Origin of the sequence: Billgrantia tianxiuensis (assembly GCF_009834345.1) — a bacterium.
Taxonomy (GTDB): Bacteria; Pseudomonadota; Gammaproteobacteria; order Pseudomonadales; family Halomonadaceae; genus Halomonas; species Halomonas tianxiuensis.
The window spans coordinates 3422879-3438627 of sequence record NZ_CP035042.1 but is presented as its reverse complement, the minus strand read 5'-3'; the positions used below and the strand labels follow the sequence as shown (position 1 = coordinate 3438627).

The 15749-nt window shown below is 63.0% G+C and carries 14 protein-coding genes and 1 pseudogene; 12 read left to right on the top strand and 3 right to left on the bottom strand.

Going from position 1 to position 15749, the window contains the following annotated elements:
* Positions 1 to 32 precede the first annotated feature (32 nt).
* Positions 33 to 1199 (top strand): AI-2E family transporter, encoded by a 1167-nt coding sequence (locus EKK97_RS16075; protein WP_159553396.1) that lies wholly within the window; start codon positions 33 to 35, stop codon positions 1197 to 1199.
* An 11-nt stretch (positions 1200 to 1210) separates the two neighbouring features.
* On the opposite strand, the gene trxA is transcribed toward EKK97_RS16075, so the two are convergent.
* Positions 1211 to 1534 carry a thioredoxin gene (gene trxA / locus EKK97_RS16070; RefSeq protein ID WP_159553394.1) on the bottom strand — a complete coding sequence of 108 codons (324 nt, stop codon included), beginning with the start codon at positions 1532 to 1534 and terminating at the stop codon, positions 1211 to 1213.
* Between the two features lie 416 nt (positions 1535 to 1950).
* Between trxA and EKK97_RS24890 the strand changes: the two genes are divergently transcribed.
* The 6 genes from EKK97_RS24890 to cysB all read left to right on the top strand — a co-directional run bounded on the left by EKK97_RS24890 (position 1951) and on the right by cysB (position 6528).
* Entirely contained in the window at positions 1951 to 2904 is a 954-nt protein-coding gene (locus EKK97_RS24890; protein WP_236551245.1) for a 2Fe-2S iron-sulfur cluster-binding protein, read from the top strand.
* Positions 2905 to 2906: 2 nt separating this feature from the next.
* A complete protein-coding gene (locus EKK97_RS24885; protein WP_422672737.1) occupies positions 2907 to 3872 on the top strand; it encodes a molybdopterin-dependent oxidoreductase in 966 nt (321 codons plus the stop codon).
* Positions 3824 to 4609 (top strand): molybdopterin oxidoreductase family protein, encoded by a 786-nt coding sequence (locus EKK97_RS24880; protein ID WP_422673575.1) that lies wholly within the window; start codon positions 3824 to 3826, stop codon positions 4607 to 4609. Before EKK97_RS24885 ends, EKK97_RS24880 begins: the two co-directional genes overlap by 49 nt.
* Positions 4579 to 4914, top strand: coding sequence for a molybdopterin dinucleotide binding domain-containing protein (locus tag EKK97_RS24875; protein WP_236551243.1), 336 nt, complete (start codon positions 4579 to 4581; stop codon positions 4912 to 4914). The genes EKK97_RS24880 and EKK97_RS24875 overlap by 31 nt, the downstream gene beginning before the upstream one ends.
* Positions 4914 to 5399: a helical membrane plugin domain-containing protein gene (locus EKK97_RS16060; protein ID WP_159553392.1), complete on the top strand. Its 486-nt coding sequence runs from the start codon at positions 4914 to 4916 to the stop codon at positions 5397 to 5399. Before EKK97_RS24875 ends, EKK97_RS16060 begins: the two co-directional genes overlap by 1 nt.
* Before the next feature lie 157 nt (positions 5400 to 5556).
* Positions 5557 to 6528, top strand: coding sequence for an HTH-type transcriptional regulator CysB (cysB, locus tag EKK97_RS16055; RefSeq protein WP_159553390.1), 972 nt, complete (start codon positions 5557 to 5559; stop codon positions 6526 to 6528).
* Between the two features lie 60 nt (positions 6529 to 6588).
* Here cysB and EKK97_RS16050 read toward each other — a convergent pair whose 3' ends face one another.
* Positions 6589 to 7206 (bottom strand): phosphoadenosine phosphosulfate reductase domain-containing protein, encoded by a 618-nt coding sequence (locus EKK97_RS16050; protein ID WP_267964226.1) that lies wholly within the window; start codon positions 7204 to 7206, stop codon positions 6589 to 6591.
* Between the two features lie 114 nt (positions 7207 to 7320).
* Positions 7321 to 8699, bottom strand: a pseudogene (gene pabB, locus EKK97_RS16045) (aminodeoxychorismate synthase component I).
* A gap of 234 nt (positions 8700 to 8933) precedes the next feature.
* Here pabB and EKK97_RS16040 point away from each other — a divergent pair.
* The 5 genes from EKK97_RS16040 (at position 8934) to prpF (ending at position 15707) form a co-directional block, all read left to right on the top strand.
* Entirely contained in the window at positions 8934 to 9644 is a 711-nt protein-coding gene (locus EKK97_RS16040; protein ID WP_159553388.1) for a GntR family transcriptional regulator, read from the top strand.
* A gap of 32 nt (positions 9645 to 9676) precedes the next feature.
* On the top strand, positions 9677 to 10597 hold the full coding sequence (gene prpB, locus EKK97_RS16035) for a methylisocitrate lyase (protein ID WP_159553386.1): 921 nt from the start codon (positions 9677 to 9679) through the stop codon (positions 10595 to 10597).
* A 48-nt stretch (positions 10598 to 10645) separates the two neighbouring features.
* Entirely contained in the window at positions 10646 to 11773 is a 1128-nt protein-coding gene (prpC, locus tag EKK97_RS16030) for a bifunctional 2-methylcitrate synthase/citrate synthase (RefSeq protein ID WP_159553384.1), read from the top strand.
* 78 nt (positions 11774 to 11851) lie between these two features.
* Entirely contained in the window at positions 11852 to 14461 is a 2610-nt protein-coding gene (gene acnD, locus EKK97_RS16025; protein ID WP_159553382.1) for a Fe/S-dependent 2-methylisocitrate dehydratase AcnD, read from the top strand.
* Between the two features lie 67 nt (positions 14462 to 14528).
* Entirely contained in the window at positions 14529 to 15707 is a 1179-nt protein-coding gene (prpF, locus tag EKK97_RS16020; protein WP_159553380.1) for a 2-methylaconitate cis-trans isomerase PrpF, read from the top strand.
* Positions 15708 to 15749: the final 42 nt, after the last annotated feature.

Here is a 15749-nt window from a genome sequence, read left to right as displayed (position 1 = left end):
TAAGCAGGACACGCCAGACAGGGATAGATGGCATGCTTAACCGCGACGACAACGTGCGATACGGTCTTCCGCTCACCTTGACGCTGGCGCTGGCGGCGTTGGTGGTGATCGTTGCCGGTATTCGCGCTGGCGCTGACCTGATCATCCCGATCCTGCTTGGGTTGTTCATCGCCGTGATCTGCACCTCTCCGGTGAACTGGCTCCATCGTCTGGGCCTGGGCCTGCGCCTGGCGGTAGTCGTGACCCTGCTGGTGATCGGTGGCTTTCTCTCCCTGGTGGGGCTGCTCGTCGTCAATGCCTTCGGCACTTTCATCGAGGCGTTGCCGGGCATCGAGGGACGTCTCTACGAACATTATCTCAACCTACTCGACAGCCTGGCCGCCATGGGCCTGGCCATCAATCCTGACACGCTGGCCGGCCTGGTCGAGCCCGAAGACGAGGGCGGCTGGCTCACGGCGTTGCTGGGAGGGCTTGGCAACCTGTTGATGCAGAGCGTTGTGGTGGCGCTGCTGGTCATCTTCATGCTGTTCGAGACACTCAATTTCCGTCGCAAGGTGGCCCATGCTCTCGACCACCCCGAGGCCAGCCTGCAGCGTTTTCAGGAGTTCAGCCAGACCCTCAAGCGCTACTTGGCGGTCAAGACGTTCGTTAGCCTGCTGACCGGTCTCATGGCCTGGTTGGCCTGCCTGGTGGCCGGGGTGGACTTCCCCCTGCTATGGGGTGTGCTAGCCTTCGCGCTCAATTACATACCCAATATCGGCTCCGCCATCGCGGCATTGCCGCCGGTGTTGTTGTTGCTGGTCTCCCAGGACGGCGGGTTGTTCCAGGCTTTTGGCCTGGCCATGGCTTATTTGGCCATCAACTTCGTGCTCGGCAACCTGGTCGAGCCGCGCTTGATGGGCCGTGCCCTTGGGTTGTCGGCCTTCGTCGCTTTCCTGTCACTGGTGGTGTGGGGCTGGATGCTGGGAGTGGTTGGCATGCTGCTCTCGGTGGTGCTGACCATGACGCTGAAGATTGCCTTGGATAGCCACCCGCAGACGCGCTGGATCGCTTACCTGCTGGGGCCGGGCAAGCGACCCATGGCCGATAGGGTGATGGTGGAAGAGGGCGGAAAGGCTTCCTTGAGTGGTGACGAGGCCGAGATTCCCCGCACCGAAACGCAATCGCCCCGGCAGGAGCCGGGGCGAGAAGAGCGCTAAGGTGGGGCGTGTCAGACGTTCTGGTCGATGAACTGCACCAATTGCGACTTGGACTGCGCGCCGACCAGTGAGGCGACCTTGGAGCCAGACTTGAACAGCATGACGGTCGGCACGCCACGCACGCCCTGTTCGGCCGCGATCTCGGGGGCATCGTCGACGTTGATGCTGACGACCTTGAGGCTGGCGGTACGCTCCTCGGCAACCTCGTCGATCACCGGGGCCATGACCTTGCAGGGGCCGCACCAGGGGGCCCAGAACTTGAGCAGCACGGGTTGTTCCGCCTTCAGGACTTCCTGCTCGAAGTTGGCATTGGTGACATCGACGTTATTGGCCATGTGAATCTCCAGTTACGTTGCGCTACATCGAGCGGATCGAGTGACACGCCATGGGCATGTCCGGTCGGCAGATGTTAGCGGTCGGCCGGGTGTCTGGCAAATGGCCGATGGCGTCTCCGTCGAGCCTCGTTCCAGATAGAGACAGCCGAGAGAACGCCGAGCCATCCATGACCGAGTATTGATCGGCAGTTTAGACAAGCCGGGAGAAGTTGACTAACGTGCCTAGCACGGAGCGAAAGTTATACGGATATGGCTCGGCTCCTGGTGCTCTAGTGGTTACCGTTGCGACCTGATCGACAGTTGACGCGTGAAGGAGACGCCACCTGCCTGCTTGGAAATCCGAGCGGTGACAGGAAGGTCGGGGCGAACCAGACGGGCACACCTTGTCGCCGGGCCGCGATAGGGAGAGCCGGGTCATGACGACGAACTGCACGATTGTGCTCGATGGTGAGCGCCTACGGGGCCGGGCCGACGAGCCGCTGGTCGATTTCCTCAAGGAGCAAGGCATCGACCTGCCGCACGTCTGCTATCACCCTTCGCTGGGTGCGCTCGAAACGTGCGATGCTTGCTGGGTCGAGGTCGACGGTGAACTCAAGCGCGGTTGTACGCTGAAGAGTGCCGATGGCCTGAGGGTCGATACCCGCGGCGCGCATATCAGGGCTGCCCGCGAGGAGGGCATGGACCGCCTGCTGGCCAAGCATGAACTCTACTGTACGGTATGCGAGAACAACAACGGCGATTGCACGCTCCACAACACCATGGTGGACATGCAGATCCCCATCCAGCGCTACGAATTTCAGCGCAAGCCCCACGAGAAGGACACCTCGAGCCCTTTCTACACCTACGATCCCGACCAGTGCATCCTGTGTGGACGCTGCGTTGAGGCGTGCCAGAACGTCGAGGTCAACGAGACGCTCTCCATCGACTTCTCAAGCGACAATCCTCGCGTACTGTGGGATGGCGGCAAGGAGATCAATGACTCCAGCTGCGTGCACTGCGGTCACTGTGTCACCGTTTGCCCCTGCAATGCGCTGATGGAGAACAGCATGAACGGTAAGGCGGGGCCGTTCTCCGCCATGCCCTGGTCGCTCAAGCGACCGATGATCGAGATCGTCAAGAAACTCGAGACGACGACGGGAGCAGTGCCGGTATCCGGGCTCTCGGAAATCGACATGCATCTGCGTCAGCCCGAGATCAAGCGTACCAAGACGGTGTGTACATACTGTGGTGTTGGCTGCTCGTTCGAGATGTGGACCCGCGATCGCCATATCCTGAAGGTGCAGCCGGTACCTGAAGCGCCGGCCAACGGTATCTCTACCTGCATCAAGGGCAAGTTTGCCTGGACTTCGTCAATAGCGAGAAGCGCCTGACCATGCCGTTGATCCGTGACAACGGTCGCTTTCGCGAGGCGGGCTGGGACGAGGCGCTCGACCTGGTCGCGCGCCGCCTGCTCGAGGTGCGCGACGCCCACGGTCCGGATAGCCTGGGTTTCATCGGCTCGAGCAAGGGCACCAACGAGCAGGCCTATCTGGTACAGAAGATCGCTCGGCGCATCATCGGTACCAACAACGTCGACAACTCGTCGCGCTACTGCCAGAACCCCGCGACCAAGGGGTTGTTCCGCACCGTTGGTTATGGCGGTGACGCGGGTTCCATAAAGGACATTGAGCAGGCCGAGGTGGTAGTGATCGTTGGCAGCAACACTGCCGAGAACCACCCGGTGATCGCTGCCCGCATCAAGGCGGCGCAGAAGCTGCGCGGGCAGAAGCTGATCGTGATCGATCCGCGCAAGCACGAGATGGCCGAGCGGGCGGACCTCTTTCTGCGCCCGAAGTCCGGTACCGATCTGGTCTGGGCCTCGGCGCTGTCGCGCTACATGTTCGACCACGACCTGGCGGATCGCGAGTTTCTCGAGCACTGGGTCAACGGTGTGAAGGAGTACCGAGATTCGCTTGCTCCCTTCTCCCTGGAATTTGCCGAGGCCGAGACGGGCATCGGGCGCCAGGACCTCGTCGAGGCCGCCGAAATCATCGGCAGGGCGAGGAGTGTCTGCCTGTTGTGGGCCATGGGTATCACTCAGCACAGCCACGGCTCGGACGCCAGCACGGCGCTTTCCAACCTGCTGCTCGTCACCGGCAACTACGGCAAGCCGGGTACCGGCGGCTATCCATGCGCGGCCACAACAACGTGCAGGGGGCCAGCGACTTCGGCTGCCTGCGCGACCGCTATCCGGGCTATGGCCACGTCACCGACGATGAAGCGCGCAAGCGCTGGGCGGAAGGCTGGGGCATCTCACCCGATGAGCTCTCCGATGAGCCGGGCTACGGCAATTTTCTGATGGTGCAGGCGGCCGACGAGCGGGAAATCAAGGCTATGTACATCGTCGGTGAGGAGACGGCCTTTTCGGACTCCAATACGCACAACGTGCATACGGCCTTCGAGAAGCTCGACTTCATGGTGGTGCAGGACATTTTTCTGAGTCGCACCGCTGAATTTGCCGACGTGGTGTTGCCCGCCTGCCCCAGCGTGGAACAGGAGGGCACCTACGTGAACACCGAGCGGCGCATCCAGCGCTCCTATCAGGTGCTGGAGCCACTCGGCAATAGCCGTCCCGACTGGCGCATTCTTACCGATGTCGCCACTCGCATGGGCCACGACTGGGGCTATACCCATCCATCCGAGATCATGGCGGAGTGTGCCCGCATCGCGCCCATGTTCGCCGGCGTCAGCTATGAGCGGCTCGAGGGTTGGAAGTCGCAACTGTGGCCGGTAGCCGAGGATGGCACCGACTCGCCGCTGCTTTATATCGACGGCTTCGCCAACGAGGACGGCAGGGCCAACCTGCATGCGCTGGAATGGCAGCCGCCCGTGGAGGCTCCGGACGAGGAATATGATCTGCTGCTCGATAACGGCCGCCTGCGTGAGCAGTTCCAGGGCACCAACCAGACCGGTCGTACCGAGGGCATCTGGCAGCAGATTCCGCACGGCTTCGTCGAAGTCAGCCCGAACTCGCCGCCGAGCGCGGCATCGAGGAGGGCACCTGGGTGCGGATCAGCTCGCGTCGCGACAGCCTAGAGTTTCCGGCGGTGATCACCGACCGTGTGCGCGGCAAGACGCTGTTCATGCCCATCCATTTCGGCAAGCCTGGCGTCAACCTGCTGACCGGTGAGCACAACGACCCCGACGTGCAGACACCGGCCTTCAAGGAAACCGCCGTCAAGCTGGAGGTCCTCGACAGGCGCGGCGATCCCCCGCTACCCGCCCACAACTATCGTTTTGGCCATCCGACGCCGATGACGGGCGTCGAGGTCGAGGTGAAGTGGGCGCGGGGAGACTACACGCTGCCGCCCGCCCAGCAATCCAACCCGAGGAAGATGTAATGGCCGAACGAATCTCGCATGACGTGACGCCGCCCAGGATCGGTCCCGATGCTCACGAGGAACTCGAGCAGCTGTTGCAGACGCTGCATGAACACGGTGTGTTGCGCCTGGCCAAGGACGTGGTGGGAGCCAATACCTCGATTGCCAGTGTCGTCATGGATGGCCTGGGCAAGGAGGCCACTCTCAACGCCATTCAGAACCTGGCCATCCTTGGCATGATGCTATCGGAGATACCGCCGGAGCGCTTCTATCGCGTAACGTTTGCCCTCAGGGAGGCGCTGGACCGGATTGGCCAGTATCAGCCCGGCGAGGAGGGCGGCGATGCGCCTGGCGTCAGCGGTGCCTACCGCATGCTCAACGACGATGAGCTGTGGCGAGCGGTGACGCCGCTGGTGGAGGGGCTCAAGGCATTCGCCGAGCGCCTCGACAAACCGGTCGACAAGCCGGTTAGCGATTACTTCGGCAAGCCCACCAGCGGCCCTTGATCATCGCCCATTAATGATTGGCCGCAGGCTTTCGACTTGGGGCGTGTCGCTCCCATGGCCGGAATACTCTTTTGACGTTATGCTATTTGGTGATTAGACAGAGATGTCTAATCACCGATGCATCTGTCTTGCCGGGCGTAAGGGAGCCAAGTCGATCATGAAACTACAGCAACTGCGCTACGTCTGGGAAGTGACCCGCCATAACCTCAACGTGTCGGCAACGGCCCAGAGCCTGTTCACTTCGCAGCCCGGTATCTCCAAGCAGATTCGCTTGCTCGAGGACGAGCTGGGGGTGGAGATCTTCGCCCGCAGCGGCAAGCATCTCACCCGCGTCACGCCAGCGGGCGAATCCATCGTCGAGCTGGCCGGACAGGTGCTGCGGCTCACCGATAACATCAAGCAAGTGGCACAGGAGCATAGCGACGAACGTCGTGGAAGCTTGTCGATTGCCACCACCCATACCCAGGCTCGCTACGCCCTGCCCCCGGTGATCGGTGAGTTCACACGCAAGTATCCGGATGTCGCTTTGCACATGCAGCAGGGCACGCCCAAGCAAATTGCGCAGATGGTCAGCGATGGCATGGCCGACTTCGCCATTTGCACCGAGTCGCTGGAGCTGTTCACCGATCTGGTATTGCTGCCGTGCTATCGCTGGAACCGTTGCGTACTGGTGCCGCGGGGGCATCCCCTGGCCGATGGAGGGGAACTCACCCTCGAGCGCCTGGCTGAGCAGCCGATCGTGACCTATGTATTCGGCTTTACCGGACGTTCCCAACTCGACGATGCCTTCCGTGCCAGCGGGCTTACTCCTAACGTGGTGCTTACCGCTGCCGATGCAGACGTGATCAAGACCTATGTCAGGCTCGGCCTGGGGGTCGGCATCGTGGCGCACATGGCCTACGATCCCATGCTCGACGACGATCTGGTCGCGCTAGAGGCGGGACACCTGTTCGAGAGTTCCGTGACCAAGATAGGCATTCGCCGCGGCACCTTCATGCGCGGCTACATGTACGATTTCGTCAAGGGCTTTGCCAGCCATCTCGAGCGCGATCTGGTCGACACCGCGCTCGCTGCCGGACCGCGCCACGAGGCTGAACTGTTCGACGGTATCGAATTGCCGATGCGCTGAAAGCAACGACGCAAGGCGGGCCGCTTGGCCCGCCTTGGTCGGAGAGAGGGGCGGAGGGAATCAGTGCTGCAGGTGTAGTCCGCACTCGCGCTTCGCTTCCACCTTGGTGGGATCGAAATAATCGAACTCGTTGGGCAGGTCGTGCTGCTGCAGGTACTGGTAGAGCCCCTTGGCGCTCCAGTGCAGCAAAGGGGAGACCTTGAGCAGCCCATCGGCGTTGCGACTGACGGGTTGCATGCGGGCACGTTCGGGGGTGTCCTCGGCGCGCAGCGCCGTGAACCAAACGTCCGGGGCCATTTCGCGTAGCGCCCGCTCGAACGGTTCCAACTTGACCTCTCGCGTGAACGCCTCGTGGCGCGGGTCGTCGATGCCCGGCATGGGGCCATCCACCGCTTCACGGTGGGCGCGGGTGCGCCGCGGTATATAGCTAACCAGGTTGAGGTTGAGCCGCTTGACCAGCGTGTCGGCGAAGCGATAGGTCGCCTCCGTGTTGTAGCCGTGATCCATCCAGACCACCGGAATGTCGGGCCGCTGTTGCGTCACCATATGCAGAATGACCGCCTCGAAGGGGCGGAAGTTGGTGGTGACGATAGGGCGCTGGCCCTGCGTCAGAGCCCAGCGAATCAGCCCATCGGGGTCGCTGCCCAGTTCCTGATTGATCGCATCGAGTGCTGCCATGATGGCTCCAGAGTCGTTGACCGTGTTGGCCATACCCTACCAAAGGCGGCTGACAGGGCCCCAATATCGTTTCATTGGATAAATATAGCCAAATGAAAGATAAAAGGGCTCTTCTTATTCCTGGTGGTGCTTTGTCTTGGCCAGCGCCTGCATGAGATGGCGAATCTTGTCCAGGGTCTCGACGTATTCGGCCTCGACATTGGAGTCGGCCACCAGCCCGCCGCCGCCCCACAGATGGATGCGCTCCCCGTCGGCCACGGCGGTGCGAATGGCGATGGAGGTATCCATGTTGCCGCGCACGTCGACGAAGCCCAGGCTGCCGCAGTACACGCTTCTGCGGCTCGGTTCCAGTTCGTCGATGATCTGCATCGCTCGCACCTTGGGTGCACCGGTGATCGAGCCGCCGGGAAAGGCGGCTGCCAGCAAATCCAGCGGACGTTTTCCCGCCGCCAGTCTGCCGCACACGACGCTGACCAAGTGATGCACGTTGGCGTAGCTCTCGAGGCCGCACAGCTGCGGCACCCGCACACTGCCTGGCCGGCACACGCGGCCCAAGTCATTGCGCAGCAGATCGACGATCATCACGTTTTCGGCGCGGTCCTTGAGGCTCGAGATCAGCTCCATAGCCAGCTGCCAATCCTCTTCGGGCGTGCTGCCCCGCGGACGAGTGCCCTTGATCGGGCGTGTCTCGACGTGGCCGTCCGATTCGCACAACAGGAAACGCTCGGGGAGAGGGACAGGATAGCTTGCTCACCTCGCTCTGAGGGCCAGGCCATGTAGCCAGCAAAAGGGGTGGGCGTGGCCAGGCGCAGGCGCAGGTAGGCGTCCCAGAGATCGCCGCTGTACGGTGCGCTGAAGCGCTGTGCCAGATTGATCTGGTAGCAGTCGCCGGCCCGAATGTACTCCTGTACGGCAGCAAACCGTCTGGCATAACCGCTGCGATCCATCTCGCCTTCGAAAGGGGCGAGCAGCCCGAAGGCCGAGGTGGGGCCAGCGGTATGGCGCAGCCAGTCCATGACCTGCATGCGCCTCTCGGTCGTCGCTACCAGCCAGCTTTCTTTCCGCTGATGATCTTGAATCAGCGCCCAGTCGTAGAGTCCCGTACGGCAGGCAGGAAGGGAGACTCTCTCATGGGCCGAGTTGCCTACCGGCTCGAGAGAGCGGCCCAGGTCGTAGCCCCAGTAGCCGATCAGACCACAGAGGAAGGGCAGCTCGCTGGACGGCACCTCGAGAGCCAGGCTCTCCAGCAAGGTTTGCTGCGCCATGAAAGGGTCATGGCCTTGCTGCACTTCGCCGTCGATACGGATGACTCCTTTGCCGTCGACGGTGAGCACCGACACGGGGTCGCAGCTGATGATGTCGTAGCGACCGCCCGGTGCGGCGGGCTTGCCGCTGTCGAGCAGGACCGCTCCGGGGCGTTGGCGCAGCGCCCCAAAATAGACAAGCGGATCGTCCTGATAGGGGAGCGGGGTAATGTGGAGTCTTGCTTTCATGAGGGGGCCTTTCAGAACCGGCCATCCATTCTAGGGGGCAGAGTGCGTTTTGTCGTGAGAGTCGTTGGCCTGTTAATGATTTTTCCATCAACGCTGGCTGGATTGTCGACAGCGAGGGCGGTATTTTGCCAGCCGCTTACAACCAAAGGCGAAGCATATCGCAGTAAATGGGTGGTTGACCGACAAGGAGGCAATGTCTAAAGTCACTTTAACCCATGATTGTCGACAATTGCCATGAACCCAGTCGCTCCTGAACAAACGTCTCCTGAAGTCCGTACGCTGGCCGAACGTGTCTTCCATCAACTGCAAGATGCCATCGTCCGTGGTGAGCTGGCACCGGGCAGCAAGATCACCGAGCCGGGCCTGTCGAAGACCTACGGCATCTCCCGTGGCCCGTTGCGCGAGGCGATGCGTCGCCTGGAGGCCCATCGCCTGATCGAACGTGTACCCCATGTCGGGGCTCGGGTAGTCAAGCTCTCGATGAAGGAGCTACTGGAGCTGTTCGACGTTCGCGAGGCGCTGGAGAGTATGGCCGCACGCCTGGCGGCTGAACACATGACCCGCGAGGAAATTGCCGGGCTACGTGAGGTGCTGGCATTGCACGAGCGTCAGGCCGACCTCAAGAGCGGTGAGGCCTACTACCAGCGCGAGGGCGATCTCGATTTCCATTATCGCATCGTACAAGGCAGCCACAACCGCATGTTGATGACCATGCTGTGTGACGACCTCTACTACCTAGTGCGCCTCTACCGTACCCAATTCAGTGCCAGTGGTACACGACCTCAGCTCGCCTTCGTCGAACATCACCGTATCGTCGATGCCATCGAGGCGGGGGATGCCGAATTGGCTGAGCTGCTGATGCGTCGACATGTCAGCGCTTCGCGGGCCAACGTGGCCGACCGCTACGCCGCCATACTCAAGCAGCAGGCCGAAGCGACCGCTTGAACCTTGCCCGAACGATAGAGAGGAATCCGATCATGACGCAACCCACCCCTGGTGCCCGCTTCCGTGCCGCACTCGAGGCCAACCGGCCACTGCCCATCGTCGGTACCATCAACGCCTACACTGCGATGATGGCCGAGCGAGTCGGCCATCAGGCCATCTACCTGTCAGGCGGCGGCGTGGCCAATGCATCCTTCGGCCTGCCCGACCTGGGCATGACCACCATGAACGATGTGGTGGAGGACGCGCACCGTATCTGCGGTGCCAGCGATCTACCGCTGCTGGTGGATATCGATACCGGGTGGGGTGGCGCCTTTAATATTGCGCGCACCGTCAAGGAGATGCAGCGTGCCGGCGTGGCTGCCGTGCACCTCGAGGACCAAGTAGCGCAGAAGCGCTGCGGCCACCGCCCCAACAAGGAGATCGTGTCGAAACAGGAAATGGTCGATCGCATCAAGGCCGCTGCCGATGCGCGCATCGACCCGGACTTCACCCTGATCGCACGCACCGACGCCTTCCAGAAGGAGGGGCTCGACGCCGCCATCGATCGCGCCAATGCCTGCATCGAGGCGGGCGCCGATGCCATCTTCGCCGAAGCGGTGCATACCCTGGACGATTACCGTGCCTTCTGTGAGCGGGTCGATGCGCCCATCCTCGCCAACATCACCGAGTTCGGCGCCACGCCGCTGTTCAGCCAGCAGGAGCTCGCCGAGGTGGGCTGTCGCATGGTGCTCTATCCGCTGTCGGCCTTCCGCGCCATGAATGCGGCCGCGCTGAAGGTCTACCGCAGCATTCTGGAAAACGGCCATCAGCGCGACGTGGTCGAGCTGATGCAAACCCGCGACGAACTCTACGACTTTCTCAACTATCACGCCTTCGAGCAGAAGCTCGATGCCCTGTTTGCAGGAAACCAGCTCGCAGAAAACCAGCTTGCCGAGAAGGGCTCGGGTACCTGAGCCTGGTTCGTTACGACGATAAGAAAACGCTAGACAAGGAGACACGACATGGCAGACAAACCCATCGGTGGTGCCGGCCTGCGTGGCCAGAGCGCCGGAAGCACGGCCCTGTGCACCGTGGGCAAGACCGGCTCGGGCCTGACCTACCGTGGTTACGACATCAAGGAGCTTGCCGAGAAGGCACGCTTCGAGGAAGTGGCCCATCTGCTACTCAAGGGCAAGCTGCCCAATCAGGCCGAACTCGATGCCTACGTCACCAAGCTCAAGGGGCTGCGTGGCCTGCCGGCAGCGCTCAAGGCCGTGCTCGAGCAGATCCCGGCCAGCGCTCACCCCATGGATGTGATGCGTACCGGCGCCTCCATGCTCGGCAACCTCGAGACCGAGGAGAGCTTCGACGAGCAGCAGGACGTTTCCGATCGCCTGCTGGCGGTGTTGCCATCGATCATCTGCTACTGGTACCGCTACAGCCATGACGGCGTGCGTATCGAGACCGAGACCGACGACGATTCCGTAGGCGCTCACTTCCTGCACCTGTTGCGTGACGAAGCGCCCTCCGAGCTGCATGCCCGGGTCATGAACGTCTCACTGATCCTCTACGCCGAGCATGAATTCAATGCCTCGACCTTCACCGCCCGGGTGTGTGCGTCGACCCTTTCCGACATGCACTCCTGCGTGACCGGTGCCATCGGCTCGCTGCGTGGCCCGCTGCACGGCGGCGCCAACGAGGCGGCCATGGATATGATCGAGAACTGGAAGTCGCCGGAAGAGGCCGAACGCGAGATTCTCGGCATGCTCGAGCGCAAGGAGAAGATCATGGGCTTCGGTCACGCGATCTATCGTGAGTCCGACCCGCGCAACGCCATCATCAAGGAGTGGTCGAAGAAACTCGCCGAGGACGTGGGCGACACCGTGCTCTATCCGGTTTCCGAGCGCGTCGAGGAGGTCATGTGGCGCGAGAAGAAGCTGTTCTGCAACGCCGACTTCTTCCATGCCAGCGCCTATCACTTCATGGACATCCCCACCAAGCTGTTCACGCCGATCTTCGTCTGTTCGCGCGTCACCGGCTGGTGTGCCCATGTCTTCGAGCAGCGCGCCAACAACCGCATCATTCGCCCCAGTGCCGACTACATCGGCCCGGAAAAGAGCCAATGGGTGCCGATCGAGGAGCGTGACTGAGCCAGTGTCCGAACGAGGCGGCCTGCGGGCCGTCTCTCTCCCTCGCCCGATCCAACACCACGCGAAGACCGTCGACCCATGAATACTCAATACCGTAAACCGCTTCCCGGCACCGAGCTGGACTACTTCGACGTGCGTGCGGCCGTCGAGGAGATCCAGCCCGGTGCCTACGACACCCTTCCTTATACTTCTCGCGTACTGGCCGAGCAGCTGGTGCGCCGCTGCGAGCCGGAGCTGCTCACCGATGCGCTCAAGCAGCTGATCGAGCGCAGGCGCGACCTGGACTTCCCCTGGTACCCGGCGCGAGTGGTGTGCCATGACATTCTCGGCCAGACGGCGCTGGTCGACCTGGCCGGCCTGCGCGACGCCATCGCCGAGAAGGGTGGCGACCCGTCCAAGGTCAATCCAGTGGTGCCGACCCAACTGATCGTCGACCACTCCCTGGCCGTGGAGTGCGGCGGCGACGATCCCGATGCCTTTGCCAAGAACCGCGCCATTGAGGATCGCCGCAACGAGGATCGCTTCCACTTCATCGACTGGACCCGCACCGCGTTCAAGAACGTCGACGTGATCCCCGCCGGCAACGGCATCATGCATCAGATCAACCTGGAGAAGATGTCGCCGGTGATCCAGGCCCGCGACGGTGTGGCCTACCCCGATACCTGTGTGGGCACCGACAGCCACACCCCGCATATCGACTGCCTGGGCGTCATCGCCATCGGCGTGGGTGGGCTCGAGGCCGAGACCGTAATGCTCGGCCGCCCCTCGATGATGCGCCTGCCCGACATCATCGGCGTCGAGCTAACCGGCAAGCGCCGGCCCGGCATCACCGCTACCGACATCGTGCTGGCGATCACCGAGTTCCTGCGTCAGGAGCGGGTGGTGGGCGCTTATCTGGAGTTCTTCGGCGAAGGCGCCGAGAGCCTGACCATCGGCGATCGTGCCACCATCTCCAACATGACGCCGGAGTACGGCGCCACCGCGGCGATGTTCTACATCGACCAGCAGACCCTCGACTACCTGACCATCACCGGCCGCGAGCCGGAGCAGGTGGCGTTGGTCGAGAACTACGCCAAGACCGTGGGGCTGTGGGCTGACAGCCTGAAGAATGTCGAGTACGAGCGCGTGCTCACCTTCGATCTCTCCAGCGTCGAGCGCAACCTGGCCGGGCCTTCCAACCCGCATCGTCGCCTGCCGACTTCGGCGCTGGCCGAGCGCGGCATTGCCGTGAACCTGGAGCAGGCGCTGGCCGAGGAGAAGGCCGGCAGGATGCCGGACGGTGCGGTGATCATCGCCGCCATCACCAGCTGTACCAACACCTCCAACCCGCGCAACGTAGTGGCGGCGGGGCTGCTGGCCAAGAAGGCCAACGAACTGGGTCTCGTGCGCAAGCCGTGGGTGAAGTCCTCCTTCGCCCCGGGCTCCAAGGTGGCGCGCCTTTATTTGGAGGAGGCCGGCCTGCTACCGGAGCTCGAGAGGCTCGGCTTCGGCATCGTCGCCTACGCCTGCACCACTTGTAACGGCATGTCCGGGGCGCTGCGCCCGGAGATTCAGCAGGAGATCATCGACCGCGACCTCTACGCCACGGCGGTGCTTTCCGGCAATCGCAACTTCGACGGGCGCATTCACCCCTATGCCAAACAGGCCTTCCTGGCCTCGCCGCCGCTGGTGGTGGCCTACGCCATTGCCGGCACCGTGCGCTTCGACATCGAGAAGGACGCGCTGGGCTACGACAAGGCTGGCAACCCCGTCACCCTCAAGGAGCTGTGGCCCAGCGACGAGGAGATCGATGCGATCGTTGGCGAGTACGTGAAGCCGGAGCAGTTCAAGCAGGTTTACATCCCTATGTTCAACCTCGACGAGGTGGAACAGGCCAAGAGCCCACTCTACGACTGGCGTCCGCAGAGTACCTACATTCGTCGTCCGCCCTATTGGGAGGGCAACATGGCGCGTGAGCGTGCGCTGAAGGGTATGCGGCCGCTGGCAATCCTGCCCGACAACATCACCACCGACCACCTGTCGCCCTCCAACGCCATCCTGCTGGACAGCGCGGCGGGCGAGTACCTGGCCAAGATGGGCCTGCCGGAGGAGGACTTCAACTCCTACGCCACCCACCGCGGCGACCATCTCACCGCGCAGCGAGCGACCCTGGCCAACCCCAAGCTGTTCAACGAGATGGTGCGGGACGAGAAGGGCGAGGTGATCCAGGGTTCGCTGGCGCGTATCGAGCCGGAAGGCAAGGTCACCCGCATGTGGGAGGCCATCGAGACCTACATGGAACGCGGCCAGCCGCTGATCGTCATCGCCGGGGCCGACTACGGCCAGGGCAGCTCGCGTGACTGGGCGGCCAAGGGCGTGGCGCTGGCCGGCGTGGAAGCGATCGTCGCCGAGGGCTTCGAGCGCATCCACCGCACCAACCTGGTGGGCATGGGCGTGATGCCGCTGCAGTTCCAGGAGGGCACCACGCGACATACGCTCAAGCTCGACGGCACCGAAACCTATGACGTCGAAGGCAAGCCGGCGCCGGGAGCGACCTTGACCCTGGTGATTCATCGTGCCGGCGGCAACAGCGAACGCGTGCCGGTGCTGTGTCGCCTCGATACCGCCGAGGAGGTTTCCGTCTACTCCGCCGGTGGGGTGCTGCAGCGCTTCGCCCAGGACTTCCTCGAGTCCGAAGCGGTGGCCTGATCCACACATCGCGTGAACGCCCCGGTGCCATCGCCGGGGCTCTCCGTCATTTCACGAAGCGAGTGCCATGGCTAACGTTCCTCAAATCAAGATTCCCGCCACCTACATGCGTGGCGGCACCAGCAAGGGCGTCTTCTTCCGTCTGGATGACCTGCCCGAGGCGGCACAGAAGCCCGGGCCTGCCCGCGATGCGCTGCTGCTGCGGGTGATCGGCAGCCCCGACCCCTACCAGAAGCAAATCGACGGCATGGGCGGGGCCACCTCCAGTACCAGCAAGACGGTGATTCTGTCGAAGAGCGAAAGCGCCGACCATGACGTCGATTACCTGTTCGGTCAGGTCTCCATCGACAAGCCCTTCGTCGACTGGAGCGGCAACTGCGGCAACCTCTCCGCCGCCGTCGGTCCCTTCGCCATCAGCAACGGTCTGGTGGATCCTTCGCGCATCCCCGAGAACGGCATCGCCACGGTGCGCATCTGGCAGGCCAACATCGGCAAGACCATCATCTCCCGGGTACCCATCACCAATGGGCAGGTGCAGGAGACCGGCGACTTCGAGCTCGACGGCGTGACCTTTCCGGCGGCCGAGGTGGCAGTCGAGTTCATGGATCCGGCCGACGGCGAGGGCGCCATGTTCCCCACCAGCAACCTGGTCGACGAGCTCGAGGTGCCGGGAGTGGGAACCCTCGAAACCACCATGATCAATGCCGGTATTCCGACGGTATTCGTCAACGCCGGGGCGATCGGCTATAGCGGCACCGAGCTGCAGGAGGCGATCAACGGCGATACCAGGGCGCTGGCGATGTTCGAATCGATTCGCGCCCACGCCGCGGTGCGCATGGGGCTGATCAAGGAGGTCAGCGAGGCGGCCGAACGTCAGCACACGCCCAAGGTGGCCTTTGTCGCGCCGCCGGCCGACTATGTCGCCTCGAGCGGCAAGGCGATCAAAGCCTCGGACATTGACCTTGTCGTGCGCGCGCTCTCCATGGGCAAGCTGCACCACGCCATGATGGGCACGGCAGCCGTGGCTATCGCCACGGCGGCGGCGGTGCCCGGCACCCTGGTCAACCTGGCGGCGGGTGGTGGCGAACGTAACTCGGTGCACTTCGGCCATCCCTCCGGCACCCTGCGAGTGGGAGCGGAAGCCTCCCAGTCCAACGGCCAGTGGACAGCCACCAAGGCGGTAATGAGCCGCAGCGCCCGGGTGTTGATGGAAGGGTGGGTGCGTGTGCCCGGCGATTCGTTCTAGGTATTAGCCATGTCAGGTTTCGCCCCGGGTCGCAAGGCTTGG